28 protein-coding genes are annotated in these 22,719 nt (G+C 46.0%); 7 read left to right on the plus strand and 21 right to left on the minus strand.

Translation table 11 applies throughout. The features are described 5' to 3' along the window. The first annotated feature begins 9 nt into the window (after positions 1–9). Positions 10–492: a hypothetical protein gene (locus HBNXNv_RS00395; protein ID WP_347720858.1), complete on the plus strand. Its 483-nt coding sequence runs from the start codon at positions 10–12 to the stop codon at positions 490–492. A 39-nt stretch (positions 493–531) separates the two neighbouring features. Then, complete coding sequence (locus HBNXNv_RS00400; protein WP_347720859.1) at positions 532–1,407, plus strand: hypothetical protein; 876 nt, start codon at positions 532–534, stop codon at positions 1,405–1,407. Here HBNXNv_RS00400 and HBNXNv_RS00405 read toward each other — a convergent pair whose 3' ends face one another. The 4 genes from HBNXNv_RS00405 to HBNXNv_RS00420 form a co-directional block, all read right to left on the minus strand. Beyond that, positions 1,408–1,923, minus strand: a complete 516-nt coding sequence (locus HBNXNv_RS00405; protein WP_347720860.1) for an aminoacyl-tRNA deacylase — start codon at positions 1,921–1,923, stop codon at positions 1,408–1,410. Between the two features lie 39 nt (positions 1,924–1,962). Beyond that, a complete protein-coding gene (locus HBNXNv_RS00410; protein WP_347720861.1) occupies positions 1,963–3,036 on the minus strand; it encodes a hypothetical protein in 1,074 nt (357 codons plus the stop codon). Positions 3,037–3,139: 103 nt separating this feature from the next. Next, positions 3,140–3,565: an Hsp20/alpha crystallin family protein gene (locus tag HBNXNv_RS00415; RefSeq protein ID WP_347720862.1), complete on the minus strand. Its 426-nt coding sequence runs from the start codon at positions 3,563–3,565 to the stop codon at positions 3,140–3,142. Positions 3,566–3,604: 39 nt separating this feature from the next. Further along, positions 3,605–3,799, minus strand: coding sequence for a hypothetical protein (locus HBNXNv_RS00420; RefSeq protein ID WP_347720863.1), 195 nt, complete (start codon positions 3,797–3,799; stop codon positions 3,605–3,607). Between the two features lie 37 nt (positions 3,800–3,836). Here HBNXNv_RS00420 and HBNXNv_RS00425 point away from each other — a divergent pair, with 37 nt between their 5' ends. Next, positions 3,837–4,046: a hypothetical protein gene (locus HBNXNv_RS00425; RefSeq protein WP_347720864.1), complete on the plus strand. Its 210-nt coding sequence runs from the start codon at positions 3,837–3,839 to the stop codon at positions 4,044–4,046. 1 nt (position 4,047) lies between these two features. Here HBNXNv_RS00425 and HBNXNv_RS00430 read toward each other — a convergent pair whose 3' ends face one another. Beyond that, complete coding sequence (locus HBNXNv_RS00430; protein WP_347720865.1) at positions 4,048–4,443, minus strand: hypothetical protein; 396 nt, start codon at positions 4,441–4,443, stop codon at positions 4,048–4,050. Between the two features lie 53 nt (positions 4,444–4,496). Between HBNXNv_RS00430 and HBNXNv_RS00435 the strand changes: the two genes are divergently transcribed. Beyond that, positions 4,497–5,021: a hypothetical protein gene (locus HBNXNv_RS00435; protein WP_347720866.1), complete on the plus strand. Its 525-nt coding sequence runs from the start codon at positions 4,497–4,499 to the stop codon at positions 5,019–5,021. Here HBNXNv_RS00435 and alaS read toward each other — a convergent pair. The 3 genes from alaS to rpl12p all read right to left on the minus strand — a co-directional run bounded on the left by alaS (position 5,018) and on the right by rpl12p (position 9,090). Then, a complete protein-coding gene (gene alaS, locus HBNXNv_RS00440) occupies positions 5,018–7,810 on the minus strand; it encodes an alanine--tRNA ligase (protein ID WP_347720867.1) in 2,793 nt (930 codons plus the stop codon). The genes HBNXNv_RS00435 and alaS overlap by 4 nt on opposite strands. Before the next feature lie 87 nt (positions 7,811–7,897). Further along, on the minus strand, positions 7,898–8,674 hold the full coding sequence (locus tag HBNXNv_RS00445) for a hypothetical protein (RefSeq protein WP_347720868.1): 777 nt from the start codon (positions 8,672–8,674) through the stop codon (positions 7,898–7,900). A 107-nt stretch (positions 8,675–8,781) separates the two neighbouring features. Then, positions 8,782–9,090: a 50S ribosomal protein P1 gene (rpl12p, locus tag HBNXNv_RS00450; protein WP_347720869.1), complete on the minus strand. Its 309-nt coding sequence runs from the start codon at positions 9,088–9,090 to the stop codon at positions 8,782–8,784. Positions 9,091–9,160: 70 nt separating this feature from the next. On the opposite strand from rpl12p, the gene HBNXNv_RS00455 reads away from it, so the two are divergent. Then, on the plus strand, positions 9,161–9,865 hold the full coding sequence (locus HBNXNv_RS00455; RefSeq protein WP_347720870.1) for a hypothetical protein: 705 nt from the start codon (positions 9,161–9,163) through the stop codon (positions 9,863–9,865). Here the strand turns inward: HBNXNv_RS00455 and HBNXNv_RS00460 are convergent, their stop codons facing one another. The 11 genes from HBNXNv_RS00460 to HBNXNv_RS00510 all read right to left on the minus strand — a co-directional run bounded on the left by HBNXNv_RS00460 (position 9,866) and on the right by HBNXNv_RS00510 (position 18,303). After that, positions 9,866–11,122 carry a hypothetical protein gene (locus HBNXNv_RS00460; RefSeq protein WP_347720871.1) on the minus strand — a complete coding sequence of 419 codons (1,257 nt, stop codon included), beginning with the start codon at positions 11,120–11,122 and terminating at the stop codon, positions 9,866–9,868. Positions 11,123–11,255: 133 nt separating this feature from the next. After that, entirely contained in the window at positions 11,256–12,254 is a 999-nt protein-coding gene (locus HBNXNv_RS00465; RefSeq protein ID WP_347720872.1) for a 50S ribosomal protein L10, read from the minus strand. A gap of 2 nt (positions 12,255–12,256) precedes the next feature. Further along, positions 12,257–12,883 carry a 50S ribosomal protein L1 gene (locus HBNXNv_RS00470; RefSeq protein WP_347720873.1) on the minus strand — a complete coding sequence of 209 codons (627 nt, stop codon included), beginning with the start codon at positions 12,881–12,883 and terminating at the stop codon, positions 12,257–12,259. Positions 12,884–12,895: 12 nt separating this feature from the next. Next, entirely contained in the window at positions 12,896–13,393 is a 498-nt protein-coding gene (locus HBNXNv_RS00475) for a 50S ribosomal protein L11 (protein WP_347720874.1), read from the minus strand. A 40-nt stretch (positions 13,394–13,433) separates the two neighbouring features. Then, positions 13,434–13,868 carry a transcription elongation factor Spt5 gene (locus HBNXNv_RS00480; RefSeq protein ID WP_347720875.1) on the minus strand — a complete coding sequence of 145 codons (435 nt, stop codon included), beginning with the start codon at positions 13,866–13,868 and terminating at the stop codon, positions 13,434–13,436. Positions 13,869–13,874: 6 nt separating this feature from the next. Continuing rightward, positions 13,875–14,075 carry a protein translocase SEC61 complex subunit gamma gene (locus HBNXNv_RS00485; protein WP_347720876.1) on the minus strand — a complete coding sequence of 67 codons (201 nt, stop codon included), beginning with the start codon at positions 14,073–14,075 and terminating at the stop codon, positions 13,875–13,877. A 138-nt stretch (positions 14,076–14,213) separates the two neighbouring features. Beyond that, positions 14,214–15,173 carry a hypothetical protein gene (locus tag HBNXNv_RS00490; RefSeq protein ID WP_347720877.1) on the minus strand — a complete coding sequence of 320 codons (960 nt, stop codon included), beginning with the start codon at positions 15,171–15,173 and terminating at the stop codon, positions 14,214–14,216. A gap of 39 nt (positions 15,174–15,212) precedes the next feature. Further along, a complete protein-coding gene (locus tag HBNXNv_RS00495; RefSeq protein ID WP_347720878.1) occupies positions 15,213–16,094 on the minus strand; it encodes a hypothetical protein in 882 nt (293 codons plus the stop codon). Between the two features lie 64 nt (positions 16,095–16,158). Beyond that, positions 16,159–17,271: a cell division protein FtsZ gene (gene ftsZ / locus HBNXNv_RS00500; protein WP_347720879.1), complete on the minus strand. Its 1,113-nt coding sequence runs from the start codon at positions 17,269–17,271 to the stop codon at positions 16,159–16,161. A 102-nt stretch (positions 17,272–17,373) separates the two neighbouring features. After that, positions 17,374–17,637: a hypothetical protein gene (locus HBNXNv_RS00505; protein ID WP_347720880.1), complete on the minus strand. Its 264-nt coding sequence runs from the start codon at positions 17,635–17,637 to the stop codon at positions 17,374–17,376. 18 nt (positions 17,638–17,655) lie between these two features. Further along, positions 17,656–18,303 (minus strand): FKBP-type peptidyl-prolyl cis-trans isomerase, encoded by a 648-nt coding sequence (locus HBNXNv_RS00510; protein WP_347720881.1) that lies wholly within the window; start codon positions 18,301–18,303, stop codon positions 17,656–17,658. A 110-nt stretch (positions 18,304–18,413) separates the two neighbouring features. Between HBNXNv_RS00510 and HBNXNv_RS00515 the strand changes: the two genes are divergently transcribed. Further along, positions 18,414–18,683 (plus strand): hypothetical protein, encoded by a 270-nt coding sequence (locus HBNXNv_RS00515; protein WP_347720882.1) that lies wholly within the window; start codon positions 18,414–18,416, stop codon positions 18,681–18,683. Here HBNXNv_RS00515 and HBNXNv_RS00520 read toward each other — a convergent pair. Further along, positions 18,680–19,021: a hypothetical protein gene (locus HBNXNv_RS00520; protein WP_347720883.1), complete on the minus strand. Its 342-nt coding sequence runs from the start codon at positions 19,019–19,021 to the stop codon at positions 18,680–18,682. The genes HBNXNv_RS00515 and HBNXNv_RS00520 overlap by 4 nt on opposite strands. Further along, positions 19,022–21,793: a leucine--tRNA ligase gene (leuS, locus tag HBNXNv_RS00525; protein WP_347720884.1), complete on the minus strand. Its 2,772-nt coding sequence runs from the start codon at positions 21,791–21,793 to the stop codon at positions 19,022–19,024. It lies immediately after the preceding gene. 130 nt (positions 21,794–21,923) lie between these two features. Here leuS and minD point away from each other — a divergent pair, with 130 nt between their 5' ends. Next, on the plus strand, positions 21,924–22,691 hold the full coding sequence (minD, locus tag HBNXNv_RS00530) for a cell division ATPase MinD (RefSeq protein WP_347720885.1): 768 nt from the start codon (positions 21,924–21,926) through the stop codon (positions 22,689–22,691). Positions 22,692–22,719 lie beyond the last annotated feature (28 nt).

A 22,719-nucleotide genomic window follows, 5' to 3' on the forward strand; every position in this document is an offset into this window, starting at 1 on the left:
TATGTTTCTGTGAACGATAAGATCTCTCATAAAGAGCGTTTCTGGGATAGAATTACTCGAGAAAGGATGAGCGAGGTCGGAAGCGGCAGGCCTTTTGATGTACTGGTTAGAGGAGAGTATAGGCCTGAAACTGGTGATGTAAAAGGTTTCAATCTCGGCGGTAGATCCGGTGTTTTTGTGGATATGGCGAATTTTGATCTTGAGAACCACTATTTCAGGGTTTACAATGTGGATTTTTCTCCTTCCTCAACTGATTTTGAGAGGGCTGCGGAGTTTTCCGAAGGCCGAAGTATTTCCAGTTCTATTAGAGGCCTTGAGAATAACTGGGGTTATGAACTGAGTACTATTCCCTATGATAGAGGTGCTGAGTTTGAGGGGGTTGAGCCTGTTCAGGGCACTGTTTACTGGCCTGAAAAGGAAGATTTCATTGTTGATGAGGCCTATGAGGATTTTGTTGATCTTCTGGGTTCGGATGTTCTCTCCAGGCTTTAGAAATATTTTTAACGGTAGGTTGCGCGGGTTTTCATATAGATGAGGAGCCTTCAAGCTGAGAGAGCGTATGAGGAATTCGGTATTCCGGAGGCTGCTCACTTTTCTGTACTTGAAAATGCCAGTCAGGGCCGTCCGTGGACTCCTGATGTTATTTCCAGGCCCGGAGTTGAGATTGATGAGAACGTTTATGCTGAAGGTGTTTTGAGGGAGGATCCTCGTGAGAAACAGGACAGGCATGATCTTTTGATTGATGGCAGGCTTCAGCGCTATGCAAATAATATTGAGCAGGGCCGTTCCAAGTGGGATCTGGTTCTTACGGAGAGAGATTTCTATCAGCATCCAGATAATCTGGGGGTTGAAGGTGGTGTTGATCATGAGAGAAAGCCTGAGACCCATCTGAAGATGGGTGATGGAGATCTAATTTTTCTGGATCTTGACAGGTACGAGGCCCATATGGTGGAGGTCAAGCCTAATGATAGTTATGCTGCGCCGAGGGATAGGCCTCTGGATGAGGAGATCGATCCCTCTTTCTGGGAGGATTCAGAAACAGGTTACAGGCCTTCTCAGGGTTCTGCTGATGAGTCTGGCGGTGCTGTTATGAAGAAGACGGCGGCCTGGCGAGATGCATGGGCCTCTGTCCTTGGTGAGCTGGATAATGACTGGAGTGTTTACCAGCCCGAGTTTGTTTTTGGTTCAGATGTTCTTGACGAAAGAAATCTGCTTGAGAACAGCGAGTTTGCTCTACCTCCTCAATACTCTGACTCTCAGGGTTATGCAGTGGGAACAGAATATGGTTTCAGTAGAGCTGCTGAGATGGAGGATTTACAGGTTCTTAACGAGCTGTTTTTCCGTGATGGTATCTCGGAAATTGTTGAAGGCGAAAGGCCTGAGATGGATGGAGAAAGTGTTTTCTAGTTAGCGAGCTACATCCACTACTTCAGCCTCTGTAACTTTTTTCAGGTCTTCTGAGCTGATTGTTACTCCTACTACGCGCGATCCTGCTGCTGGCTTAACTTTGTCCTGTTCCAGGATTTTCTCTTCCATGTAGACTGGTATCTCAAGGTCGAATGGTGATACTCCGCCGATATAGTACCCTGTTGCGTCTGTTACTTCGTCTGGAGAGGCCATTCTGACTTCTGTATCTTTTATTTCTTCCAGTTTTTCTTCTGAGACTGATGTGTGGCCTGGACACAGTACGGCTACTGGTTCGTCGGCCATGAAGATCAGGGTTTTGATTATCTCTTTTTCTTCTATGTCAGTGTTTTCAGCTGATTCTTCTACTGTCTCAGACTTTGCATGAACCATGAAATCGGGTTTAAGACCTGCGTCTTCAACGCAGTCTATCACTCTTCTTACGTTGTCGATATCTTTCTCTATAAATCCAAGAAATTCTTTCAGTTGATCTGGTGACTGGTTGAAGTAGTTGCTCATTGCATTGAAAGTTGAAGAATCTGTAGCTTTTGTACTTTTTCAGTGCTCTAGCTCTGGAGTCCATTTTTCAGGCAGGTCGTCCCCTATTTCGTGGGCTTTCTCAGGTACTTTCTCCCTTCTGATCCTTTCCTGTACAGGCAGGTATCCTGAGTCAGGATTTATTTCCTCAGGTATCTCCACATCGAACATTTCCACATCCCTGTCTGACTGCTGGAATACCTGGTGCTCGAATATCTGATCCTCTCCTGCGTCGAAATGCATGTGGTGTACTCTGCCGTCTTCGAAGCTGGATATGTGGATGCTCTCGCTCGGTAGTTTGCTGGATCCTGGGTCGTGATTGTTTTTCCTTCCGCCAAGGCCTAGAACAATTGTGTTTCCAACTGTGCGTGGGTAAGGCATGTGTAGGTGATCGTATACTACCATGTCAAGGCCTCTGAGGCTTGGAGGGCTTTCAATTACATCATCTTCTAGAAGTTCTGGGTCTCCTTGATCGGCATTTGTGTTTGCGGCTTTGTTGTTTGTTTCAGGGCTGTAGATCAGGCATTCTGCTGTGTTTTCGTTGGTGTATTTTTCTACAGAGAATAGATTTTCCAGTACGCTGTCAGGCCGTGTATCAGGGCTGTTGAGGGTGTCTTCTCTTTTTGAGTTTCTTTGGTGGTGTGAGGCCTGTACTCTGTTGCCTGCTATCTGTTTTTCGAATCCTTCGTCGAATATCTGGTAGTCTATGTCGACATCGAAGGGCTGTCTACTGTTTATCTGTGTGTAGAATCCTGTAAAGTCGTCAGATTTTTCTCCTGGCGGAGGGTTGGCGTCTTTCTTGTCTTCGTCTCCTGCCACTATTATGACTTCGGTTCCGGGATTGAGCTGGTCCAAGAAGTTGTATACGTCGTCGAAGGTTCCGGTGTCGCCCATTACGTGTATTTCGTCTATATTGTATGTTTCTACGTAGTTGTTTACCTGGTCTGCTACTTCTCTGCTGTAGGCCTGGCTCTGTTCTTCTGTAAATTCCTCGAATGCGTGTATTTCGGATATCTGGAGAATGTTGTAGTTGTCAGGTATGTCAAAGTTGTCTGGCAGGTAGTTGGGGCCTGACTTTTCTGTCAGATAGGACACCCTGTTTGAGAATTTTCCGGTTTCGGTGTCCTGGTAGAATTCTCCTCCTCTTCCATCTAGAAATCAACGGGGTGGAGAAATTGAAAAAGTTGTCGGGTAGGTTTTATTCTACCTCGACGTCGCGGCCTTCGTCTTCGTCTACTTCTGCTGTAACTTTCAGAACTCCGTCTTCGTACTCTGCTACAATGCTTTCTGGGTTGACAGGCTTAGGCCATGCGACTGTTCTCTGGAATGTTCTGGAGGCCCTTTCTTTTCTGTAGTATTTTTCGTTTTCCTCCTTTAGTTCGTGGGAGCTTTCGGCCATGATTTCGATCTTGTCTTCGTCGGCTTTTACGTTGATTTCTTCTTTTTCTACGCCTGGTAGGTCAGCTTTTACTGTTAGTTTTCCGTCTTCCTCTGTTACGTCTACAGGCATTGAGCCTGTGAAGCTGGTTGCCATGTCGCGTCCGAAGTCCTGGAACTGTTCCACAAATTTTTGCATCTGGTTGAATACGTCATCTACGTCGTCTTCCCGATTGAGTCTTCTCATTTCAGAACACCTTGTTTTTGTTTACGTCGATAAAAATATTTATTCTTTGTCCTGAATTCTCTCCATCTGTTCTTCCAGAAAGTCTATCTGTTCGTGTATCTCGCTCAGTAGGTTCTCTGCCATTACTTCCTTGTCGGTTTTCTCGTCGCCTTCGTGCTCTATTTCCGAGAATTCTTCTTCTACCTGGCCTACCTCTGACTCCAATTCATCCAGAACTTCCTCGTAGTCCGCCATAGTAACATTTTAACGCTTCCAGAGTTTAAAGATGTGTATGAAGCGAGGAGAAAAAGTACTGGAACAGGCCCAGAATATGATTGATGATGGAAGAAAGCCTTCTGCTAGTGTTCTCTCTCAGGAGCTTGGTTGGGCTGAAAATGATGTGCACAGGTGTCTTAACTCTCTTGAAAAGAAAGGAGAAATAGAGACGTATACTAAGGCCTTTATGGGGCGCAAACACCGTCTTGTCGGTGTGAAGAGATAGTTTATTTCTGTACCTGTGGTGTTGGTACTGGTGGGAGCAGGTTGAGTGTGTCTGCGACTCCTACTGCTTCTGAGATCAGTTTTCTGTACATGTCGTTCATTAGTGGTGCGTTGATGCTTTCTGGTAGCTGGTTGTCTTCTTCCCAGGCCTTTACTATTTCGTCTGTGTCTCCTTTCCAGAGTACGTTTCCTGAGAGCTTGATTTCGGCTCCTGTCTGGCCGTTTGCGTCGTAGCTTACGGTGAAGGTGTAGTAGATTTTTGCTACTGGTTCTTCGAATGCGTTTACGTTTGCTGATTCTACTGATGTTATTTCTGGTGTGTAGTTGATCTGGAGGTCTCCTCTTACGTTTTCTTCCTGTGATGCTTCGAGTTCCGTTACGTTGAATCCTACTATCATGTATCGGTATTCTTCAGGCAAGTCCTTTATTTGTTTCCTGACAATGTGTAGATATGGGATTTGTGGAGAAATACGGTGTAGCAATTGTTGCAATTTTGATTGGAGGCGGTTTCGCATTCGGTGGAATAGCTTCTTACTCAGGCCTTACATCGGGTGGAGGATCAAACAATAATCAGCAGCAGGATGTACCACAACTGCCTTCACAGTCAATTAGTGAAGGCCCTCTTGACTTGACAAGCAGGGAGAAAAGCTATCTTGCAGCAGTGAATGATGTCGTGTTTGTAACTGGTTACTACAATACTTCTGAAGGCCGCTCGCAGGTTGAAACAGTGGAAACTGTTCAGAGCAACTTTGGGGAAAAAATGTACTTGAACTATGTGAATACCAGTGAGATTCCTGCACAGACCCAGCTTCAGCAGACTCCAGCAGTTCACGTTGTTGGAGCTGTCATTCAGAACCGGCAAGCCGTTCCACAACAGGGATTAGTCTACAATATTACGGAGCAGAACGTAGCTTCTTCGACCTGTAGCTACATCAGGGAGCTTCCTGACTCCGCAGTTGTCTACTGCTTCGGCTAGATATCGAAGGCCTTTGCAAACTCGGAGTCTCCCTGCACATTCTCCGAGTATTTCTCAAGTTTTTCTCTAGCACTCTCATCTGTCTGGGAGGCTGATACAGCTCCTTTCTCGCCAATTAAAGTTACACAGGCCTCGTGTTTTCTGGAGAGCTTCTGAGCTACCTGGATGAGCAGGCCTACGTTCTCTGTAGGTACTTCAAGTTCGACCTCATCTTTTTCCCCTATTTCGTCTTCTACGAACTGTTCTATCTCTGATTCAAGGCCTTCAACTTTTTTCTCCAGGTTCTTTCTCTGTTCGTACAGCTTTCTGGCCTTTTCAACAGTATTTTCCTCTTCAATTCTTTCTACACTGGTTTCCTTGCCTAGGAATTCGCCTAGTTTCTCTACTCTGCTGGTGTTTTCCTCTATCTCCTCGTTGAATCTGGTGATTGTGTCTTCCAGGTGTTCTGGCTCTACTGAGAGAATACTGCATAGTTTTCTCTCTACGGTACGAGGCCTTGACTTTGACTCTGTTTCCAGGAGGGTTTCTACTTCCTCGATTCTTTCCTGAATACCTTTGATGTATTCTTCTGCAGCGTTTCCTGCTACGTATTCGAGTCTGATAACTCCGTCCTGGATTCTTTTTGAGCCTGTGATGTAGAAGTTTTCTGCGTGGCCTGTGTTGGTGAGGTGTGTTCCTCCGCAGGCTTCGATGTCGATGTCTTCGATCTCTATAAGTCTGATCGTGTTGCCCGGCGGTGCACCTCCCTGGTAGATTCTGAAGCCGTACTGCTGTTCGGCCTCACTCTTCGGCATCTCCAGCTCGTTGATATCGTGTTCTTCGTTGATCATTTTTCTGACGCGGGCCTCGATCTCGTCAAGATCTTCGCGTGAAAGTTTCTCATAGTGTGTAACGTCGAGCCGTGCTTTTTCCAGTGTCTTGTTGGCGCCGGCCTGGTAGATATGTTCGCCAAGTTCTTCACGTGCTGCAGCGTTCACCATGTGGGTCGTGGAGTGGTGCTGGGTCAACTGCTTTCTCTTCTCGCCGTTGACCACACCCTTCACGCGCTTCCCTTCTTCAAGTTCGTGCTCTGGTGTTCGATGGAGTACCACGTTGCCCTGTTTCTGAACCTCCTCTACTTGATGGCCGTTGATCTTTCCGACGTCGTAGCGCTGACCTCCGCCCTGAGGATAGAACATCGTCTGATCAAGAACAACCCATTCATCATCAATTATTCCGACTACCTCAGCCTTGAAGTTGAAATGTTCGGTCTCTCCATCCTGCCTGTAAGGTTCACGTCGCTCGTAGTACAGTTTTTCCGTGTCTGGAAGGCCTTCTACGTCGAATTTTTCCTCTGCTGCTTTTACTGTCTCATCTTCTTCGCTGACTATCGTGTAGAAATCTTCAGGTACTTCCAGGCCGTATTCTTCCATCATTTCAGGAGATACGCCGTGCGATTCGTAGAGTTCTACCATTTCCTCGACTGATGGCTGGCCTTCGACTTTTTCCAGTTGTTCGCGGGCTTTTTCCCGTGCTTTATCGTATTTCTGTTTTTCGACTCTGAGTATTTCCTCTATCTCATCCATTGAGGCCAGAAGCTCTGGGAACATGTCTTCAAGCTCCTCTGCGTTCCAGCGGGCGACCTCTACCATGTCCAGATCCCAGTCGTATTTTTCGATGAAGTCCTGGGCTCTTCTGTAGATCATTCTCAGGTTGTAGCCTCCCCCTGTGTTTGAAGGTATTTTTCCATCGGCTAATGCGAATATGAGTGCGCGGGCGTGTTCTGCGATGCTGTAGAGTCCTGCTGCCGGCTTAATCTCTGCCTTCAGTTCGTCGACGTCTTCATTTATTTTCTCTGCTATTTCTTCCCATTTTTCGTCGATGTCCTCCACTTCGTCGATGTTGAGTTCGGAGCTGTGTGGAAGGAATTTTTCCCATACTTCCTGGTCGATCTTGAGCCCGGTCTTCTCCTTCATTTTTTCCAGAGTCTCCGGCATGACGGACTCATAGGATGTTTCTGTACCGTTGGAGATCCATGTGATTCTTTCGTGGCCCATTCCCATGTCCAGTACTTTGAGATCTAGCTCTTCGTAGCCTTCTGGTGTCTGCTCGTAGAACATATAGACCTGGTTGAATAGCTCTAGGCCGTCTACGAAGAACTCCATGCATGCACCTAGGTTTCCTCCTCCGCCCCAGCTGTCTTCGTGTAGTATAAGTTTTTCTTCAGGTATTCCAAGGGCCTGTGTCGTGAATTCGAACATGTCACGGAAGTAGCGATCCTGGTCATATTCCTCACCTTCTTTGAAGCACGTCTGGCCTATCATCGTGAAGTTTGTGTAGTGTCTGCCGGTGATGCCAACGTTGTCAACGTCATTGAAGCGTAAAGAGGGTTGTGGTATTATTAGTTCGTCTGCTGGTGGCTCTGCTTCGCCTGATACGACGTATGGCTGGAAGCAGTAGATTGATGCGCCTGTGAATTCTACGTCGTCTCTCCATCGGGCCACTACAGGGTATCTGTCGATCGAGGTGTATCCACGAGATACCATGAATTCTTCGAAAAGTTCCCAAGATTCTGTATGGGTTAAAGTTTCCGAGGTAGGTGAGTCATTGATGAATGTGTATCCGTCGCCGCATTCCGGTTCTCCGCAGATTTCTCTTTCGGGATCTGAGCTCCAGAAGTATAGTCCGCAGTTGCTGCATTGGCCTCGGTGGAATCCTTTTTCTCTTAGTACGTCTGTTGCGAAGAATTTCTCTGGATTATCTGATGCTTCCTGTTTGATTTCTTCTTTGAGTTGGTCGAGGCCTTTCATACAGCAGGGTTTGTTCGAGAATTTTTTTATCTGCTGTGAGGTTTTGTTGGAAGAATAAAAGAAAAAGTCGGCCTGTAAAGGCCTTTTTTATTCAAGTGGGAGTTCTTCTGTGAAGTGGTTGAGCAGTGCGAGGAATACTGGTGTGAAGATAGGTACTACCAGTAGCTGTACTGCGTATGCTGCTGCCTGTTCTCCGCCTGCGATGTTGCCTATGACTCCTAGAAGGAGTGCTACTATTCCGTAGACGAGGAATGTTCCCAGTCCTGCTAGGAAGATTGATAGTCTGCTTCCTTTGGTTCTCTGGACTGATTCGTCCAGTGACTGGAACATTCTTTTGTCTTCGATTGCGATCAGTGGCTGGGCCAGTAGCAGTGTTACTATTACGTAGCTGAATACTGCGAATCCGAGGATTCCTCCTACGGCTGCTAGTGCGATTCCTGCTGTGCCTAGTCCTGATGCGATGCTTCCTGTTGCTGCTAGGCTTGATACTCCTCCGAGTACTGCTATGTATGCTGGCAGTAGGAAGATTAGGCCTAGAAGGTATGCGAAAGCTGCGCTTGTCAGGTTGGCGCCCAGTGTTCTGATGAATGGCCAGAGAAGGTTGTCTGTAAATAGGCTTCTCTCTACTTCATCTTTTCTGTATGATCTGAGTCCTCCGATTGTTGCTGCTATACTTGCTAGTGCTGCAACAAGGCCGAGAACTACTCCAGCTATCTGGAGTGCGGTCATGCCCATGTTGGTAAGTACTGTCGATCCAATATTGACTAACTGTATTACAAAGAATAGTCCTATGAGCTTCTGACCTACATCTGTTTTAAGACTCCCAAATGCGGTCTTAATGGCTTCTGATGCGTTTAGTGCCATGTAAACGAATATGGTGCCGAGACTTAAATTAGAAATGGTGTGATGGTGTAAAATTTAGGTTGAAATAAGAATAAAGGATAGGAAAGGAAGTGAAGACAAGGACCTTTTTAGAACATTGATCCTAGGCCTTCAGCTGCGTCTTCTTCGGAAGTGTCTTCTTCCTCTTCTTCCTCTTCCTCTTCTTCGTCAGCTTCGTCTGCTCCGCCTTCGTCTCCTGAAGGTGCTGGTGCTGCGCCTGCTGCGACTGCTGTCTCCATTGCTTCTTCAATGTCGACGTCTTCGAGTGCTGCGACTAGAGCCTTGATTTCTGTATCTTCGACTTCTAGGTCTGCTGCGTCTACAATTGCCTGTAGATTGTCTTCGTTAACTTCTTTTCCAGCTTCGTGTAGTGTCAGTGCTGCGTAAACTAGTTCCATTGATTAATTCACCAATACCTCAATAACTGAAACCAACCCTTAAAAACCTCTCCTGCATAATTGAATACAAATGATGTTGAAGTTTGAGGATCTGCCAGAAGAGACCAGAGTAAAACTTACGGAGAAAGGCCGTGAAGATCTCTGGCACAGAGTAGACGAGTTTGGAGGAGTCAAACAGCTGTCAGAGGCCTTCGACTTCTCAAGTTCAAAGATGTACAACTGGAGGTCGAAAAACTCGTTCATGCCAATCAGCTTTATCAGGCGTTTAATGGGCCAGAACCCTCCAGAGATTGATGCTGTGAAAGGCAAAGGCCGTGGAAAGGCCTGGGGTATAGATCTTCCTGTAGAGGTAAGTGAAGAACTTTTGACCCGTGTAGAGGCCTCGGTTACAGTTAATCGGAAAGGCACGCCGGTGTATATTACAGATGAGAAGTCCTTGGCCTCAAGATTCCTGAATTTGCTTGAGGAGATCGGTGTGGATCAGAGCTTCTACAACCGTGAAGGCCGCTACGAGGTAAGATACTCGAAGTACGCCCACAATGTTCTATCAGATATTGATTTTTCTGAGAAATTTTCTGCACTGGTTGATGAAGAAGGAGATATCACAGAGGAAAAAGTCAGGGCCTCTGGTAAAGGAGTTTCTGTTGAAGAATTTGATGCAGAGCTTTATTCCCGTAGTAAAATTTTTGATCTGGCATTGGCCCGTGGAGATAAGGAAAAGATTCAGGCCTTGATAGCTGAAGAGTCAAGTAGGGTAAGGAATCTGGTAAATTGATTATCTGAAGGTGCTTAATTTTTTGCAGGCCTTTTCGGTCTTGTCACATGGTTCCCAGATGTCTTTGCTGTACGGGTCAACTCTGTATCTTCTTGCGGTATCATTGACTATAGTAACGTAGGCAAATTTTTCTATCTGGCCTGTCGCTGGTCTCCCCGTGTATAAGCTGATTGTTTCGTTGTTTTCGATTCCTTTTCTGCCGTCTCCATCGCTGTCGGTAGAGTCTTTTCTTATTTTGAGAGTGTCGCCTTTGCGTACAGGGAATTCGGAAATTCCGCTGTGCCCGAAGTTTTTCAGGGCTAACTTCCAGCTTGAGTATCTTATACTTGTTAACGCATCTATGATGCCTGTTCTGGCCCAGATATTGTTTTCCTCAAATCTTTTTTCCGAGGTATCAATCATGTATCTTGGGTCGTGGCTTTTGTTTCCGATATAGATCCCGCCTGTTTCCGTTATCAGAGGATTTCCCGAGTTTGTAATTACTAGCCATTCTTTCTCAGGCCTGTAACTATAATTTAGTCTTGGATAACCCCCTTCAGGGTTGCCAGCAGCTTTTTTCTCAATATCTGATAGATCACTGAACTCTTTCTGCGTAGTATGGCCTGATATAGAGAACACTCCAATGGCTACAACTACTAGGATGGCTACCGCTAACTGTGTTTTGTTTTTACTTAATCCTGTTCTAACCTTTGATTTTGCTTGGGTAATGACTTCGATCTTGGAAAATACGGCCTGTTCCAGTTTTGCCACTAGAAATGTCAGAACGAGAGGAGTCATAGGTTTCAGCGCATAGTCTGGCTGTGGAGGCCAGATCCCGTACTGTGGAAGCCCGCCAGATATCTGTTGGAATGTTGCGAGGCCTATCCCAAGCCATAGGATTATTGCTGTTAGAGGAAGGTATAGATTCTTCTTCAAGGCTAAATATGTTGGAACTGCTGCAACCAGGAAGTTCAGGATGAATAGGATGCTGGCGATAATCAACAAAATTATTGCTCCCTTTGAGAAACCGATAAAATCGAGAGGAGAATATTGTGCTCGAGAAAGGAAGAACATTGAAGATGAAATTAGCGTGTAGACCAGGCCTGCTGCTATAGATTTCCTGGTAGTAGGATCTGATAAACTGATTCTGTCCCTGCCTTTTCTTATCAGCCATTCAATAGAACCTAGAGATACTGATGCTGCAGCGATAAGAATGAACAGCCAGCCCTCACCACCTAATTTCAATCCTATGGTGGGATAGTAAGTTCTGAAATCCATCTATGTAAACTTCCTATGTCTCGTTTAAAAATTCTTGATAGAAACTGCTGGAGGCACTCTAAATTTTTCTAATCTATGTAGGAGGTCTTAGAAAATATTAAATGAGGAAAGAAATAAGGAAAGAGGAGGATTTTTATTCCTCTTCCTTGTCTTCTTCGTCTTCGGAATCTTCTTCAGATTCTTCTGACTCGTCTGAATCTTGTTCGGATTCGTCCTCTTCTTCAGTCTCTTCACTTTCTGCTTCTTCTGTGTCTTCATCTAGGTCGACTGATTCAAGGTCTAGCTGGCTGTCGAGGCCGTCTGCGTTGGATTTGGCGTAGGCGAGGGCTTCTTCGATTGTTTCTTCGAATGGTAGGCCTTCGCTGATTGCCAGGTTCTTGGCCTTTCTGACTGCCTGCTGGACGATTGTCTCTGCAGTTGTTTCGTTGATGATTCCTGCGTTGACTGCGAGGTTGAATGCGCCGCTTGCTGCTGCTTCGACGTCTGTTCTGTACTGTTCTACGTCGATGTCTAGTTCTTCTGCTGTGAAGAGTTCTCCTTCGCTGTATGCTACGTCCAGGTCGAGTCCGATTTCCAGTGGTTCGATTCCGAGCTGGTTGAGGATTTCTGCGTCGTCTGCAGTGATTTCCTCTCCTTTTTCGATGATGACTCCTGGCTGCTGTACGTGGATGGAGCCGTCGTCTACCTGTACGTTCAGGCCTTTTTGCTGGAGTTTTCCAAGCATTGGTCCTGGCCCGATTCCTGTGTCTCCGTCAGGTACTTCTATGTCGTTCGGAGCGATTTCTCCTCCCTGTGCTGCGGCCGATGTTTTGTTGGCCTGGATTAGGGAGTAGAGCTGGAATGGGTCTTTTTCTGAGAAGATGAATGCTGGCTGGATTGCCTCGTTTTCTTCCAGTTGTGCGATGTCTTCTTTGTCGCTTTGTTCGATTGCGATCTGCATCAGTGTCTTTCTGGACATTCTGACTTTGGCGAACTCCTTCATTTCTTTCTTGATTTCCTGGAGTTGCTTTGCTGGAAGATTGTGCATGTCGAGGATTCCGATTACTGGGTTGGATTCGATTTCTTCTTTGAAGTACTCGACTTTCTCTTCTTTCTGTTCTCGTGTCAGTCTTTTTGGCTTTGGTTGCACCATTTTTAGTTCACCTCGACTGTTGGACCCATAGTGGTCTTTATGAGTACGGATTTGATGTTGTTCTGTCCCTGTGGAAGCTGGCTTTCTACAAAGTCGTAGATTGAGGATGCGTTTCTTGCAGCTTCGTCTAGGTCTCTTTCCTCGTTTCCTACCTTGATCTGCATTAGTGGATCTTCACGAAGTCTGAGTGTTACTGTGTTTCTCAGGTCTTCGATTTTGTCAGTAGGGTCGGATCCTGGTGGCATTGGGTCAGGCATCATGTTTCTTGGTCCGAATACCTGTCCTAGCTGGGAACCGATCTTAGGCATCAGTGGTGCCTCTGCGATAAGGAATGAGTACTCATCTGCAAGGTCCTTTGCGTTTTTCGGATTTTCGAAGTATTCTTCTTCAAGCTCGCTTTCTGTAATTTCCAGGTCTGCGTTCTCTGCGTTCTTTGCAAGTGTATCTCCGATTACTGCGACTTTTACGTCTTCGTCGGCCTGGAATGGTAGCTTGAAGTCTTCGTTGAATCTGTTGTCAGGGTCTGAAAGATCGAGGCCTTTGAAGTTGATGATTAGGTCGATGCTTTCTTTGAAGCCTCTTTCTTCAGAGTCTTCTACTGCCTGTTTGACTGCGTCTTCAAAATTCATTCTTGTTCACCTCTAGATGCCTTCCTCTGCTTCCAGTTTATCGTCGTATTTTCCTTCGTCGATCTCCTGTGCAACGTCGTATGCGTCTTTTCCGTCAATGGTTACTCCCATTGAGTGAGCTGTTCCGATAATTTCTTTGACAGCTCCACGCAGATCCATTGCTAGCAGGTCGGAGGCCTTCATTCTTGCTACTTTGCAAGCTGTTGCGAATTCCATGTCGGCTACCTTGTTCTTGTTTGGTTCGCCGGATCCGGATTCGATGCCCAGTTCGTCCTTGATCAGGACTGCTGCTGGTGGCTTTCCGACTTCTATCTCGAAGTCGCCTGTTTCTTCGTCTACGATGACGTCAACAGGTACCTCCATTCCCTGGAAGTCTGCTGTTTTTTCGTTGATGGCTTTTACAACCTCTCCAACGTCAGTTGGTAGAGGCCCAAGTTCTGGTCCTAGCGGAGGGCCTGCTGATGCAGATCCACCCTCGACTAGTGTCGAAATCGTTGTTTTGTCTCCCATAAATTGATCACTTTAGATTTTAGCTAAAATAGTATTGATTTTATTGCTGAGCTTTTTTGCGCACCATGTCTGCGTCGACTGTTGTTGGAATCGGTACTGCGGCGTCTAGCAGTTCGATGGTGACTTCTCTGTTGGTTTCGTCTACTCTGTTGATTTTTGCTTCTTCTCCTTTGAAAGGCCCGCCGATTACTTCTACCTTGTCGCCTACTTCGAGCTTGATGTCTTCCTGTTCTTCGCTCAGGTATTTTTCTATCTCGTCGACTTCTACTTCTTCATCTATGATGCCGTTGATGTTTCTGGCGTCGTTTGCGACTTTTCTGATGTCTGCTTCGTTTCCTTCGATGAAGATGTATCCCTGGAGGTCTTCTGGGTGGAAAACCGCTCTTATGTCTACGTCTTTTCCTTTGACTTTGCTTTCAAGTGCGTTTATTGCGGTCTTCTCGCGTCCTCTTGTTGTTCGTGCGGTAAGTATCATTGTAGTTCACAGGTAGTTTGGAATCAGGTTTGAAAGCAGGTAGAAGATAAATCCTATCAGTCCGATGATTATCATTCCTGCGCCGGTGACTTTGGCGCTCATCTCGAATTCTTCTCTGTCAGGTTTCTCGGATATTTTGAGCACTCTACGGTACTCTCGTAGTTTATCCGTTGCATACTGCTTCCATTTTCCGGGGTTTAGTTCCATTGGCTGATTACACCTATACCCGTATTTAGAGAGAACTAGTCCATAAGACTTGGCCTCCCTCCCACCAAAGGTGGTTCCAACGGGCGATACATTAAACTTCTTGAACAGAAATTTTATAAATCAGTTTTCTAACTTCACTTACTCTATGTATACTATTTTCCAGGTAATTCTGTCATCGCAGTAGTCTGCGCTTTTGTCAGCGTTATTGTACTCGAAACTGACAGAACTAGCTTTAGCATCTTTTACCGTGTCAATAAGCTCTGCATTATAGAATGAGGCAGAACCACCATCTGCATAATCTACATCTATGCTGTATGCATTTCCATCATCGGTACAATAGCTAGATCCATCTCCTAAGCCATCTACACTTATCTGGGTTTGAAGAATAACTCCATCGAGAGAAATAGTGTCGGCCGTACCGCTGTCTCCTCCTTGAGCTGTTACCGTGCGTGTTACAGTATTTGGTTGAAGGCCTGAGTTGCTGTCTACGTAGCTTTTTGTAGCGGCATCCTGTGGGTCTGTTGGGCCGTTAACATTCTTGATCTGGTTGTTGTTCATGTCAACGTTTGACGTTGCGGGGTCATCTGGTAGATATCCGTCGTCTGCGGTGCTGAATCTGTTGTCTACGTAGTTTTTGGTTGCTGCATCCTGAGAGTTGCTTGGACTTCCCAGGCCTATGAGCTGGTTATTGTTCATTTCTATGTTTTGATTAGCGGTGCTTCCTTCGTTTAGAACTTCTCCAAGAGTCTGATTGTCTTCTGCATTGCTGTCTACGTAGTTTTTGGTTGCTGCATCCTGCGGGTTAACCGGAGATTGCACGCTGATTATTCTGTTGGAGCTCATGTTGACGTTCGATGTTGCTGGGTAATCGGGCAGATATCTCTCGGCGGTAGTGGATGAGTCTACATAGTCCTTTGTGGCGGCGTCGCCAGGGCTATTAGGGGTTGCTATGTTGGTGATCCTGTTGTTATTCATGTCTAGTTCGCCAAACATGTTGGTGACGTCACGTATATTTACATCTCCTGAAACGCTAGTCCCAAGAAGTACTAATATCAGTATGAGAAACTTCGTTTTACCTATTTCTATGTTAATTTCCATCTAACATCACTTTGTGGTTTCTCTTTGTTTATAAATTTCTTAGCAGGATCCAATGCAGACATTGTTGGATTTTATCCTGTTTAATTCTAGAGGCCCTCTCATGAATGCAGAGCTATTAGATAGGTGATCTGTGCTTGAAGTTGTTACATTATCGCAGTTTTTACCTATGCATATATCAGAAGCTCCTGATGAATACCTTATTGCTGAAGTTAGAACGCTTCCGTTGATACTGTCGCCGCCGTTATCTACTTTGCAGTCTGGGTCTCTATCTGTGCAGGTAGCAGTCTCAGACCCGCAGTTTCCTATACAGATTGTGTTGGATGAGTATGGGAGTATGCTGTTGTTTCCGGTGGAGGACATGATTATTATTTCCTGTATAGGGCCTCCTTTCTCAGCGAAAGGTGTTCCGGAACCTGGAGTGCCTGGGTTTGTGATTCCTGCGCTGTCGCCGGATTTTTTCTGGCATATGTAAGTGAGCTGGGTTTCTGGAGTTGCCAGTCTGATGCTTTCTGTTTCTCTCGAAACGTTTTCTGATATATTAATTGTTGAGGTTTGCTTCGGATTTACGATGTCCTGGCCTGTACTATAACTGGTTTTTTCTCCTTCCACATATACATTCAGTTTCGATAAGTTGACGGCCTCGTCGTTGTTGTTTCTTAAAGTAAGTACTGTGTTTTCATTATCTTTTGCACAGTTCTCCACGGATAATTGGCCTATTAGTTCTGTGTTCAAATTAGAGTTATCTTCCTGGGCCTGTATCTGCGAGCTTGCAATGAAATATGCTCCGCCTACAGCGCTTGTTGAGATTGCAATCAGAATTACTGTTGAGACTACGGGAGTAAGGCCTTTCAGGGTTTTTTCCTGTTTTTCCTGAATCTCCTCAACTTCTTCCTTTTTTCCGTGTTGAGGATTCTGGGCCATATTTTGATATTAGAAAACTGGAATAAAAAGAGTGGATAAATGGAAAGTTTGAGGGGCCTTGGCTCTAGATGAATTCTACGCCAAGTTCCTGCTCGATTTCTTCTTCGTACTCGTCCTGATGTGTGTTGTCAGGGCCGTAGATTTGAGGGCTGTCGACTCCTGTGACGATGATCATTGCCTGGAGTGCGTCGCTCATGTCTTCACGCACTTGTGCTCCCCAGATGATCTTTGCTGAGTCATCAAGCTTTCCGCTGACAGTATTGACTACTTCTTGGGCCTCGTTGAGGGATAGTGATGATCCTCCTGTTACGTTTACGAGTGCTCCTTCTCCGCCTGCGATGTCTACGTCGAGCAGTGGGTTGCTTAGTGCTTTCTGCACTGCTTCGTTGGCTCTGGAGTCTGTGTCGGACTGGCCCATTCCGATCATGGCGATTCCTCCTTCTCCCATGACTGCGCGGATGTCTGCGAAGTCTAGGTTGACGAGGCCTGGTTTTGTAACCAGTTCTGTGACTCCTTTGACTGCGTTTACGAGGATTTCGTCTGCGATCTTGAATGCTGTGTTCAGTGATACGTCTGGGACGATTTCGAGCAGTTTGTCGTTTGGTATTACGATTAGTGTGTCTACGACTTCTTCTAGTCTTTCGAGGCCGTATTCTGCGTTTTCCTGTCGGCTGGTTCCTTCCATTTCGAATGGTAGTGTGACGATTCCTACGGTCAGTGCGCCTTCTTTTTTGGCCTGTTCTGCGATCACGTGTGCGGATCCGGTTCCTGTTCCTCCTCCGAGGCCGCAAGTGATGAATACCATGTCGCTTCCGCTGACCTGTTCCTTAATTTTTTGCTGTGACTCTTTTGCGGATTCTTCTCCGACTTTTGGGTCGGCTCCTGCTCCGAGGCCCTGTGTTAGTTCTTTTCCGATTAGTACTTTCTGGTCGGCGTTTGCGTATAGAAGATCCTGTGCGTCGGTGTTCATTGCGATTGTATCGCATCCTTCTATTCCGACGTCAACTAGGCGAGAAATTGTGTTGTTTCCGGCTCCTCCGGTACCGATGACTTTGATATCGGCTTTTCTCTGTTCTATTAGATTCTCGAGTTCTTCGTCGATATCGTGGCTTTTCTGACTTGATTGAGGTACTCCGCCTGCATCGTTTCTCTTTGCCTGTTCGATCTGATCTTCCATCTTGCGACCACTCTTGTTATGTATAAGAAGTAATCACCAACGTATATAAAAATGGCTGAAGGCCTCTAATACCTGATTTTTCTAATAGTGGCCTTTTGAAAGCTACGCGAGAGAGGCAACTAGCTGTAAATAGAGAGGGCTATTCGCAATAACTTTCATAACTAGAAATCCTTCTAGAAGGCCTGATGTAACTGATAGGAGCATAATGAGTGTTTTCCGGTTGTTTTGTTGGCTTAAAATGCTGGACTTGTTTAGAATAAAGTAGTTGAGAATGCTACCAAAGATAAAAGGAATAAGGAATGCAGCTATGATTCCAACAGTGTCGATAAATGCTGTCTGCTGGATCATGCTGTTGAAAGCTGCCATTGGAGGTCAGTTTCTTTTTTACTCGTCGAACTCTACTGTCTCGTACTTTGTGTAGTCTGTGATCTCTCTGCTGATCGCATCTTTTAGCTGTTGCGGTAGTTCGTGCTGGTGGCCATCGTCTTCGTGCTTGTGGACGATTGTGACTGTTTCTCCGTCGAATTCTATTTCTCCGTGGCCCAGTCTGTAGTCGAAGATGGTTCTTGCTTTTTCTTCGTCGTCTTCTACTTTCTCGACTACTTTTACCCAGTAATCAAGTTCTTTTCCTGCTAGCGGGTGGTTGAAGTCGATTCTTACCCGGCCTGATCCTTTGGAAATTACTCTTCCCTGTCTTCTTCCTACCATTAGTGTGTCTCCGACGCTGACCTGGACGTCTTGCTTGTTGAATTCTTTTTCTGGGTAGGTTTCGATGTCTTCGGATTTTCTTTCTCCGTATCCTTCTTCAGGGCTTACTGTAAATTCTTTTTCTTCGCCTACTTCCATGTCCTCTACTGCTTTTTCGAATCCAGGGATTACGTATTCCTCTCCTACGAGGACTGGTACTGGTTCGAAGTCGAGCTGTGAGGTGTCGAGGCCTTCTTCCTCTGCTTTTTCTTTGTTTGAAAGGTCGAATATTTCTCCGTTGGATCTTCCAACGTAGTCAACTAGTACTAGATCTCCTTTTTCCATTGTTATTCACGAAAAGTAACTCTTGGTGAACCATTAAAACTTCCACCGATTCGGGAAGTTTTTCCGGATTTTCGCTATTGTTAAAAGATTTCTATACGTATAACGGTTCTATGAGCTGGAGAAACAATCTTCCCTCCAAGTTGAAGAACTCTCTACAGTCACTTCTGAGATCTGTAGATAGACATGAAGAAGTTTATACACAGGCAGAAAACGTTTCTATAGGCCAGATATGGGTTGCGATGGCGATAATGAATCGCAGACTTGAGAAAATTGAGAAAGTAACACGTGCACAGAGAAAGGCCTTGCAGGAGATGAATGCCGATGTTGACGTCGACAAGCATCTCAGTGAGAACCTTGAAGAAAGCCTGAAGAAATACTAGGTAAGCCAGTACACTATTTCTGCGCCGTCTTCGGCCAGATCCTCTTTTTCGTTTTCTGAAAGATCGATATCTCTCCATTCTCCGTTATAATCTATCTGCACCAGTTCTCCGATGGCCTCAGCATCTTCCTCGAACCAGGATCTTAATCTGTATTCATTGTCTTCCTGCTTTACGATACCGAACTTTTCCAGAACCTCTAGTTCTTCTTCCAGCGAGATCTGGGTGTGGGCGCTGCAGTTGATTTCATGTGCTGTGGCCGAACCCTGATAGTCCAATACGCTGACAGCGGCCATGTAGCGGGCCTCGCTGTATAGTTCGGGTTCTTCAAGCTCAGCCATCTACTCGATCACTATCGCAGGCCTTCCAGGCTCTGCTCTTGAGGCCTTATCCTCTGAAGACTCATCCTCGGTCTCAACCTCGATTTCCGCGTCGAACTCCTCGGCCCATCTCCTCACGTTTTCGCCAAGAGCATCGGTCTCAGCGGCCTTCTTCATGAACTGTCCTTCGAACTTGCCAGGGTTTTCGACGGCCTCTACAACCATCTGATTGACATCCTGTGCGTGCTGCTTGAGCTCGCCGTCAAGCACCTCACTCATGATGTCGCCGACATCTCTGAGCTCCAGATTATCGATTATATTGGTGAAGGCCTGGTATTTCCAGTCTGCGGCCTGAATAATCTTGACATTCGAGGCCTCGCCATCGATCATTTCCTGGATATCTCTGATGTCGCTGGATACTCTGTCAAAGTATTCGTCGACTCTCTCGGCCTGTTCATCGAGCAACTGCTCGTCTACTTCCGGCCAGTTTGAGTCCAGCATGAATTCTTCATGCCCTAGTTCTTCCCAGAGCTCTTCGGCGGTGTGCGGCGCATAAGGCGCGATAAGCTGGATCAAGGTTTCTACGCCGTGGCTGAAAATTGCAGGATCTGCATCGCGCTGTTTGTACCAGTACAGTTTTGTTAGGAGCTTATCGATTTCTCCGATAGCAAGGTTGAATTCGTAGTTCTCGGTGGTTTCGGTAACTTCTTCTATCGCTCTCTGTATCCTGCTTGAGACAATTCTATCCTCAAGATCTGAGTCTTCGAGGCCTGGTTCTTCATCGGTAAGCAGATCTTCATTTTCTTCTACAATTCTGAAAACTCTCTGAAGCATCTCTCTGGAGGCTTCTACGCCGTCTTCGCTCCAGTCAAGTTCTTTGGTAGGATGCGAGGCCCGGAGGATAAAAGTCCTTGCCGTATCTGCTCCATTCTCGTTAATAAGCTCAGTTGGATCCACTACATTGTGCTTGGACTTGCTCATTTTCCGGGTTTCTACTTCTACTTCTCTACCACATTTCTCACATATATTCTCTCCTTCTACCTCATCAGGATACAGCCATCCATCCTCCGGACATTTGTATGCTGGATGGTTTACCATTCCAAGTGTAAGCAGTCTCTCGAAAGGCTCGTCCTCTTCAAGCATCTCTTCATCTCGCAGGAACTTTGTGAAGAATCTTGCGTAAAGCAGGTGCATAACTGCGTGTTCGATGCCGCCGATATACTGGTCTACGTTCATCCAGGAGTTTGCATCGTCAACGTCGAAAGGAGCACTGTCAAGTTCTGGTGAGATGTATCTTAGGAAGTACCATGAGCTTCCAATAAATGTATCCATGGTATCTGTCTCTCTTCGAGCTTCTCCACCACACTCAGGGCATTCTGTGTGTTCGAAGGTGCCTGAAGTTTCAATTGGGTTTCCTGTTTCAGTGAACTCCACGTCTTCTGGAAGCTCTACAGGAAGGTCATCCTCTGGAACAGGGACTACGCCACATTTGTCACAGTAGACTACTGGGATCGGTGTACCCCAGTAACGCTGCCTTGAGATCAGCCAGTCACGAAGCTTGTAGTTAACATCCTCTTCTCCAAGGCCTTCGTCCTCTAAATGTTCGATTATTTTTTCTATTCCGTCGTCTTTGTCCAGGCCGTCTAAGAATCCTGAGTTTACGTGGTCGCCATCACCTTCATAGGCCTCTTCCTTGAAACTGTGGTCGCCTTCTGGTTCAACTACTTTCTGAATATCTATTCCGTGCTCCTGCGCGAATTCAAAGTCTCTCTGATCGTGTGCTGGCACAGCCATTATCGCTCCGGTTCCGTAGTCTGGAAGGACGAACTCTGCAACATAGATTGGGATTTCTTCTCCTGTTACAGGATTTTCTGCGTATTTTCCTGTGAATACTCCGGCCTTTGATTTTTCCTCTCTTTCTTCGTCATCTTTCTTCTTGGCCTCTTCGATGTATTCTGCTACATCTTCGTTTTCTTCCGCTACTTCTTCCGCTAGCTCGTGTTCTGGAGCCAGGGCCATGAATGTTGCTCCAAAGATAGTGTCAGGCCTTGTAGTGAATACTTCTAGTTCTCCTTCATCTTTTACTGGGAAGTTGATTTTTGCACCTGTGCTTTTGCCGATCCAGTCGTGTTGCATCTTTCTGACTTTCTCAGGCCATCCATCAAGCTGCTCAAGATCCTCAAGAAGTTCGTCTGCGTACTCTGTGATGCCGAGTTTCCACTGCTTCATGTCTTTCTGTTCTACAACTGAGTCGCATCTCCAGCACAGGCCATCTTCTACCTGTTCGTCAGCTAGAACTGTTTCGCAGCTTGGACACCAGTTTACTTCTGAGTTTTCTCTGTATGCTAGGCCTTCTTCCAGCATTTTCTGGAAAATCCACTGGTTCCATTTGTAGTACTCCGGATCGCAGGTCGCTACCTCTCTATTCCAGTCATAGGAGAATCCTAGCCTCTTTAATTGGCCTCTCATGTTGTCAATGCAGTCACGTGTCCATTCTTCTGGGTCTACATCGCGATCGATAGCTGCGTTTTCTGCAGGAAGGCCGAATGCGTCCCAGCCCATTGGATGCATCACGTCGTAGCCCTGCATTCTCTTCATTCTTGCTGGAGCATCTCCTAGAGAGAAGTTGCGGACGTGGCCCATGTGGATATCTCCGGAAGGGTATGGGAACATTTCCAGTACATAGTATTTTTCAGAGTCTGTGCGCTCTGCTTTGTGAAGTTCTGCGTCTTCCCATTTTTTCTGCCATTTTTCTTCGATCTGTTTGAGCTGTTCTGCGAATTCTTGGGCCATATCCGGAGTTTTGTATCCAAGTTATTTTAATCTGTAGAAGGTGGTGGGAGAGATTGTTTCTGCTGTATAATAATCAGAAGGGGAAGGCCTCATAGATAATTTAAATGCGTGGAGTAAACAGGTTAATACGATGACCCGATTGATCTGTGTGACTAGTGGAAAGGGAGGGGTCGGAAAGACCACGGTAACTTCAAATCTTGGAGCAGCGCTCACCAATTTTGGTGCAGATACGGTGGTTCTGGATGCAAATCTTACTAACCCAAACCTTGGATTCCACATTGGAATTCCGCTATACCCAAAGACTCTTCACGATGTCTTGAAGGGTGATGCACACATCACAGAGGCCATGTATATTCATGATTCAGGCCTTCGTGTTGTTCCAGCAGGTCTATCGGTAGAGGATCTTGAGGATACAGATCCTGCAAATCTTTCTGATGTCTTGCTTGACGCAGTTGGAGAACCTGACTTTGTACTGGTTGACTCTGCGGCAGGACTTGGAAATGAATCTATTAATGCTATTGAGGCCTCGGATGAGGTACTCGTTGTAACTAATCCAAATCTTCCGGCTGTTACTGACGCGCTGAAGACTGTGAATATTGCTGAGGAAGCTGGTACGGAGATCAGAGGAGTTGTTCTTAACATGGTTAAGGGCCATGATTCCGAGCTTGATACTGAGGAAGTTGAGTCGATGATCGGCCACCCGGTTATGATGGAGATTCCTCACCATGAGAAGGTTGAGGAAGCTCTTTCATTGAAGAAGCCGGTTGTACATCACGAACCTGATCACCATGTTTCCGAACGGTTTAAGGCCGTTGCAGGAGATCTTGCGGGTGTTGATTATGAGCCTAACCTTGCGGAGCCAGGGCTTTTCACTCGTTTGATGGGACGGTTCAGATAAGGGCACCTTTTTAACCCGCTGAATATAA

Origin of the sequence: Candidatus Nanohalovita haloferacivicina, assembly GCF_029232205.1 — an archaeon.
Taxonomy (GTDB): domain Archaea; phylum Nanohalarchaeota; class Nanosalinia; order Nanosalinales; family Nanosalinaceae; genus Nanohalovita; species Nanohalovita haloferacivicina.

Bases quoted from the DNA above. Each gene is read 5' to 3' on its own strand.
- HBNXNv_RS00400 (WP_347720859.1), top strand. From the start codon at position 532: ATGAGGAGCCTTCAAGCTGAGAGAGCGTATGAGGAATTCGGTATTCCG.
- HBNXNv_RS00405 (WP_347720860.1), bottom strand. From the start codon at position 1,923: ATGAGCAACTACTTCAACCAGTCACCAGATCAACTGAAAGAATTTCTT.
- HBNXNv_RS00415 (WP_347720862.1), bottom strand. From the start codon at position 3,565: ATGAGAAGACTCAATCGGGAAGACGACGTAGATGACGTATTCAACCAG.
- HBNXNv_RS00420 (WP_347720863.1), bottom strand. From the start codon at position 3,799: ATGGCGGACTACGAGGAAGTTCTGGATGAATTGGAGTCAGAGGTAGGC.
- HBNXNv_RS00425 (WP_347720864.1), top strand. From the start codon at position 3,837: ATGAAGCGAGGAGAAAAAGTACTGGAACAGGCCCAGAATATGATTGAT.
- HBNXNv_RS00430 (WP_347720865.1), bottom strand. From the start codon at position 4,443: ATGATAGTAGGATTCAACGTAACGGAACTCGAAGCATCACAGGAAGAA.
- HBNXNv_RS00435 (WP_347720866.1), top strand. From the start codon at position 4,497: ATGGGATTTGTGGAGAAATACGGTGTAGCAATTGTTGCAATTTTGATT.
- alaS (WP_347720867.1), bottom strand. From the start codon at position 7,810: ATGAAAGGCCTCGACCAACTCAAAGAAGAAATCAAACAGGAAGCATCA.
- HBNXNv_RS00445 (WP_347720868.1), bottom strand. From the start codon at position 8,674: ATGGCACTAAACGCATCAGAAGCCATTAAGACCGCATTTGGGAGTCTT.
- rpl12p (WP_347720869.1), bottom strand. From the start codon at position 9,090: ATGGAACTAGTTTACGCAGCACTGACACTACACGAAGCTGGAAAAGAA.
- HBNXNv_RS00455 (WP_347720870.1), top strand. From the start codon at position 9,161: ATGATGTTGAAGTTTGAGGATCTGCCAGAAGAGACCAGAGTAAAACTT.
- HBNXNv_RS00460 (WP_347720871.1), bottom strand. From the start codon at position 11,122: ATGGATTTCAGAACTTACTATCCCACCATAGGATTGAAATTAGGTGGT.
- HBNXNv_RS00465 (WP_347720872.1), bottom strand. From the start codon at position 12,254: ATGGTGCAACCAAAGCCAAAAAGACTGACACGAGAACAGAAAGAAGAG.
- HBNXNv_RS00470 (WP_347720873.1), bottom strand. From the start codon at position 12,883: ATGAATTTTGAAGACGCAGTCAAACAGGCAGTAGAAGACTCTGAAGAA.
- HBNXNv_RS00475 (WP_347720874.1), bottom strand. From the start codon at position 13,393: ATGGGAGACAAAACAACGATTTCGACACTAGTCGAGGGTGGATCTGCA.
- HBNXNv_RS00480 (WP_347720875.1), bottom strand. From the start codon at position 13,868: ATGATACTTACCGCACGAACAACAAGAGGACGCGAGAAGACCGCAATA.
- HBNXNv_RS00485 (WP_347720876.1), bottom strand. From the start codon at position 14,075: ATGGAACTAAACCCCGGAAAATGGAAGCAGTATGCAACGGATAAACTA.
- HBNXNv_RS00490 (WP_347720877.1), bottom strand. From the start codon at position 15,173: ATGGAAATTAACATAGAAATAGGTAAAACGAAGTTTCTCATACTGATA.
- HBNXNv_RS00495 (WP_347720878.1), bottom strand. From the start codon at position 16,094: ATGGCCCAGAATCCTCAACACGGAAAAAAGGAAGAAGTTGAGGAGATT.
- ftsZ (WP_347720879.1), bottom strand. From the start codon at position 17,271: ATGGAAGATCAGATCGAACAGGCAAAGAGAAACGATGCAGGCGGAGTA.
- HBNXNv_RS00505 (WP_347720880.1), bottom strand. From the start codon at position 17,637: ATGGCAGCTTTCAACAGCATGATCCAGCAGACAGCATTTATCGACACT.
- HBNXNv_RS00510 (WP_347720881.1), bottom strand. From the start codon at position 18,303: ATGGAAAAAGGAGATCTAGTACTAGTTGACTACGTTGGAAGATCCAAC.
- HBNXNv_RS00515 (WP_347720882.1), top strand. From the start codon at position 18,414: ATGAGCTGGAGAAACAATCTTCCCTCCAAGTTGAAGAACTCTCTACAG.
- HBNXNv_RS00520 (WP_347720883.1), bottom strand. From the start codon at position 19,021: ATGGCTGAGCTTGAAGAACCCGAACTATACAGCGAGGCCCGCTACATG.
- leuS (WP_347720884.1), bottom strand. From the start codon at position 21,793: ATGGCCCAAGAATTCGCAGAACAGCTCAAACAGATCGAAGAAAAATGG.
- minD (WP_347720885.1), top strand. From the start codon at position 21,924: ATGACCCGATTGATCTGTGTGACTAGTGGAAAGGGAGGGGTCGGAAAG.